A 4,255-nucleotide genomic window follows, 5' to 3' on the forward strand; every position below is an offset into this window, starting at 1 on the left:
CTCATGGACCTGTTACAGTCGACAGGTCCATGAGTTCGAATCCCATCGCCTCCGCCATCTTTATACGACAAAGCCCTGATTTTTCAGGGCTTTGTCGTTTCTGGGGTTTGAAGAAGTCAGCGCCGCTCGGCATGTGTTCCATAACTATTCTGGAAGCGTTCCAGAACTAACCCGCGTTTACCCTCCTCCGGCGTCCTGCCGATCGTTAAACATCCTTCATGTAACGCGATGCAGCACCCCATGCTTGCAGGGGCGCTAAAAAGCTATAAAAAACAGTCCTTTAGAACGGCGCCCACTGCAATCGATGCCGTACCGTGATTGACCGTGTTTCACGTTTCCCCGCAAAAGTCCCTACAGGCTTTCGACAAGAAAGCCCTGCATTCCGGCGTCCTGCCGACCGAACACAATCATACCTCCCTGCAATATCAAGACTGCGCATAAAGCACCCCATCGACCTCTTCCAGACCACTCAGCGTGAAACCGAGCGTTGCCATGCTGGTCAGGCGAGCATCAAGAAGAGGCCGAAGCGGTGGCACATCACCCGGCCAGGCACCGTGCCGCAGAGATGCGCTGCTGGACGTTCTTTTCAGGATGTCAGACGGCGCGCTGGAGAAAATGATATCTCCCTTTACTGGCTCGGTGCTGGCGATGTCTCTTTTGGATCTGGCGACGCCACGCTCTCTCATGGACACGATCAGGAACTGCATTGCTTCCTCGATACTGAATAAAAACACAGCATCCAAGGGATATGGTGATTGCTCAATTTATCGCTGACGATCGGTTAGGTTTTACCACTCGTCGGAACCGTCAATTTATAAAGGTCTGGATACCTTGCATTTACGCGTTTACAGGCTTGACTGTAGTCTTGCCTAAACTTGAGATCAGGCAATCTAACATCGCTATATTATATATGGCATATTCATTGAGTTAACCTAACTACTGATTTCTGTAGCAGTGGCAAGTCTGCGTTTGTTTTAAACAATAGGGAGCCAACTCATGGAATACTCAATCCAAAAAGGAATATAAATATGAGCATCACAATCACAAACGGAGCAAGCAGAACGGTCCAAATTGCAGTCAGCGTATGGGGGCGAGACGGTAGTGACGATTATTATGCACTGGAGCCCGGCAAAGGTGATACATGGGGGCGTAATGACCCAAGAGGTTACTTGATGGCCATAAAAGGCCAGACCCAAGCAGGTGTATATTACGTTGCCTTTGACAGTCAAATCGTCATAGAAGACAACCTTGTAAAGGATCGCGGCCGAACTATCAACCCACTCGCTTCGAACAATCAATAACATCGAAAAATTCGTTAAATCATTAACAAGCGCACACACCAAATGACCAACATCTTACATGATGCTGGTCATTTCAGCGTGGAGTAACATTGAAAGCCCCTCATCTGACTTGCACTCAGCAAGAGGTTTTCCGGCTGAGTGCTGAGGCTTGGCACACTGTTCGAAAACAACTACTACTTACCTGTGGCAACTTCTTTGACATAGGCTTGGCACGCAGCCAGCGCGATTAGTCCCTGATCGCCGGCGTCGGTAATTCCGATAATTCGTTGAGCATGCGCCGGTCAAGTCGGGCGCGCGCTCCTCCATAAACCACGCCGCCGGCTTCGGTACCGGCTGGCACTGAACGGCCACTGGTTGGATCCGCAGCGTCGAGGAGGATTKACAGCCGCAGATCAGAAGTGGCAAGGCGATCGCGCAGGCGAGCCTGGTCTTTTTGTGCATCGCTCAATTTCCTGTAGTGGGTTTCTTCGCTTGCCGATAGGCGCTGCTCGAGGGCCAGTCGCTTGGCCTGATCGGCGCGCACCTGGGCGGCGGCCGCGTTGCTGATGGCGTTCAGGTCGTCCTGATGTAGGCCGGCCTGTTCGGCGAGTTGCCTGCCGTAGCGCCAATCCTGAACCTGCCAGACCCCGCCGGCCGTAACCAGCAGCAGCGCCAGCACTCCGGCCAACTTCCACGACGCGGGACTCATGGCACATCCTTGAAGAAGATGTGGTGTCCAAACTTCAGCGTCTGCTTCGCCCCCACAGTCCAGGCCGGAGCCTTCGGCATGGTGGTGGCGTAGTAATGGGTGGCACCGCCGGTGGGATCTGGCTCGGTGCCGGACATGACCAGGTCAGCAGCTTTTGGATCGGGCCTCAGGATCGGCCACGATCACGGGCGCTACCAGCTCTGGTAGCCAAACAGGCGTGGCATACCAAGTTGGCTGAACCGTTACCTTGCCCAAGGCGGACTTGTAGGCCTTCCAGGCTTTAAGGTTCAGCAGTAGTGCGACCTGCTCAGCCTCGTCCTCTTCGGTCACCTCGCCGGCGTCGATGCCGTAACCAAGCGTGTCGATTCGATCTTGAATCCGCGTGATCTGCGCCACGGCGCCGGTGCTCTTCAATTAATCAACCAGCAAAAAACGGAGCAGGTAGACGTGACTGAGCTGCACCTGTGCATCAGGGTCCGGGACGGCTTCGCTGCCGACCTGAAAGACGCCCAAGGCGCAGACGTAGGCGGCTACGCAGGCTAGGTTCCGGACTTCTTCCCGGGTGAGCATTACGGCGACTACCTAATGCTCAACATCGATCTGGAAACCGGGCAGATCAAAAACTGGAAAAAGCTCGGCGCCGCCGACATCGAGAAGATGCTGGTTCAGGGCGAAGACGCCTGACTGAAAGCATCACCTCTGCCCATTCGATGTGGGCTTTGGGATGCTGACCAGATGCTACCGATTTTGCCGAGAGCTGATCAGCTGCTGGCACTTATCAGTCAACTGCGGATGGGCTTCAACCACGAGGGATAACACTCGATACATCTCGCGCTCATCCGGAAACGGGTAGACATCGAGATTAAGAGCAATCCGAACCTTGCGCAGATTGGTACCTTCTGCAAGCCAACGCTCAATAGTGCGAGTCATCGCCGAGCCGTTGTCGTCTGTCTGCCAAGCCAGCAAGTCGAAGAGTTTAGCCACCAGTAGAAACGGGATCGACTCGGGAATATTGGCAAAAAGCCGATCAGCCAAATCTACCTCGCCAAACTCGGTCACGATTGCYTGGACTGCGCTGAAAGCCTCAGTGTACTCCGCCTCGTGGCATTCTAATGCGATCACTTCCAGCGCTCTAGCAACAACCTGGTACATAGCAATTCCATGCTCTGAGGAGAGGTGCCGATGCTACCAGCCTCTGGCGTGACGGGCTGAACAACCAGCGCCACGAAAGCCTGTCGTTAACTGCCCGATCCTCTCTATGAGAGGACGGGGTGTGATCTGCCAGGTAAGTAGCTACTCCAGCTCGGGGGTAGATGAAATGGGTTACGGGTCAGTAATGGCGCCGGCTCAACTGGACGAGACAGATCACACCCCGATGCGGACGAAACTGCGGCCTATAACCGCCCACCTGCATCAAATCCCAGAATCGGTTGCTATCGAGCGCTGGCGAACTGAACACGGCCGTGGAACTCGGCGCCGGAGACGCAACCGGCAATTCCTCTAACTTGAGATGATGGTAGCGGCATGGTCAAATAAGCGATGGCCTTTTGCCATGGAGATCTCAGTTGAAGCAGTACCGCGGATTAATCATTTTTTTTTCGGCAATGATTTTACTCTTTGCCCTGGTCCAAGTCTGGCATGCACAGTCTGCTCCGGAGGAGAAAAAGCAGGAGCGAGAACGCCAGCTTAAAGGGCTCGCGCTCATCATGAATCTCGAATCCGGAAAGATGTCCGATGAATCAACTCGCCTCGACTCGGTAACCTACAGTGATGAGCTGATGCGAATCTCTTACACGCTCACAAAAGTCTCGAAAAACGAAGTCGATTCCGATGCATTTGCTAAGAACGCAAAAGCCCTTGCCGCTTCTGCATCCTGCGCTGAAAAAGGTCTAGGGCAATTCGTGAAATCGGGTCTTTTGATTAACTACACCTTCAAAGACTCAAGCGACTCACCGATAGTCGACTTTCAGATAGGCAAGTCCGACTGCCTCTGAAGGCCGTCCCCTGAAGCCCGCCTCTCTCGCGGGCTTTTTTATGCGTGTCGTACCTACTACGAAGTCCGCGCAACTAGTCATCAACCTCCCGACCAAATCCGCRTGCACTCCCCTCCGCGCCCAACGGCAACCAGCGGAGCGGATGGCGGAAGGTATCGCCCTGAGCAGCAAGAGTTCTATCCCGGCAACAGCTCCGATCACCAAGGCGGTAACCGCAGCTACGACATTGGTTACTTTGACTTCTGGTTTGAGCTTCAACACCAGTGTTAGTT

The 4,255-nt window shown here is 53.9% G+C and carries 4 protein-coding genes and 3 pseudogenes; 2 read left to right on the plus strand and 5 right to left on the minus strand.

From position 1 onward, the window contains the following. Positions 1-425: 425 nt before the first annotated feature. Positions 426-707: a hypothetical protein gene (locus AC1DLB_RS22970; protein ID WP_192351839.1), complete on the minus strand. Its 282-nt coding sequence runs from the start codon at positions 705-707 to the stop codon at positions 426-428. 321 nt (positions 708-1,028) lie between these two features. On the opposite strand from AC1DLB_RS22970, the gene AC1DLB_RS22975 reads away from it, so the two are divergent. Next, positions 1,029-1,301 (plus strand): hypothetical protein, encoded by a 273-nt coding sequence (locus tag AC1DLB_RS22975; protein WP_192351838.1) that lies wholly within the window; start codon positions 1,029-1,031, stop codon positions 1,299-1,301. A 173-nt stretch (positions 1,302-1,474) separates the two neighbouring features. On the opposite strand, the pseudogene AC1DLB_RS22980 reads toward AC1DLB_RS22975, so the two are convergent. The 4 genes and pseudogenes from AC1DLB_RS22980 to AC1DLB_RS22995 form a co-directional block, all read right to left on the minus strand. Further along, positions 1,475-1,989 (minus strand): annotated as a pseudogene (locus AC1DLB_RS22980) (lysis system spanin subunit). Beyond that, positions 1,986-2,144, minus strand: a pseudogene (locus tag AC1DLB_RS22985) (cell wall hydrolase); the annotation flags it as partial. The pseudogenes AC1DLB_RS22985 and AC1DLB_RS22980, both read right to left, overlap by 4 nt. Further along, a pseudogene (locus AC1DLB_RS22990) lies at positions 2,134-2,400 on the minus strand (phage tail protein); the annotation flags it as partial. The pseudogenes AC1DLB_RS22985 and AC1DLB_RS22990, both read right to left, overlap by 11 nt. A gap of 327 nt (positions 2,401-2,727) precedes the next feature. Continuing rightward, the gene (locus AC1DLB_RS22995) at positions 2,728-3,141 is read right to left on the minus strand and encodes a hypothetical protein (protein WP_310398391.1); all 414 of its coding nucleotides are present in this window, start codon (positions 3,139-3,141) and stop codon (positions 2,728-2,730) included. A gap of 413 nt (positions 3,142-3,554) precedes the next feature. Between AC1DLB_RS22995 and AC1DLB_RS23000 the strand changes: the two genes are divergently transcribed. Next, positions 3,555-3,983 (plus strand): hypothetical protein, encoded by a 429-nt coding sequence (locus AC1DLB_RS23000; RefSeq protein ID WP_225609334.1) that lies wholly within the window; start codon positions 3,555-3,557, stop codon positions 3,981-3,983. Positions 3,984-4,255: the final 272 nt, after the last annotated feature.

The sequence above is a fragment of the Pseudomonas sp. 05N434 genome (assembly GCF_056396965.1).

Excerpts from the sequence above, each read along its gene's own strand:
- AC1DLB_RS22970 (WP_192351839.1), bottom strand. The coding sequence starts at position 707 with ATGCAGTTCCTGATCGTGTCCATGAGAGAGCGTGGCGTCGCCAGATCC.
- AC1DLB_RS22975 (WP_192351838.1), top strand. The coding sequence starts at position 1,029 with ATGAGCATCACAATCACAAACGGAGCAAGCAGAACGGTCCAAATTGCA.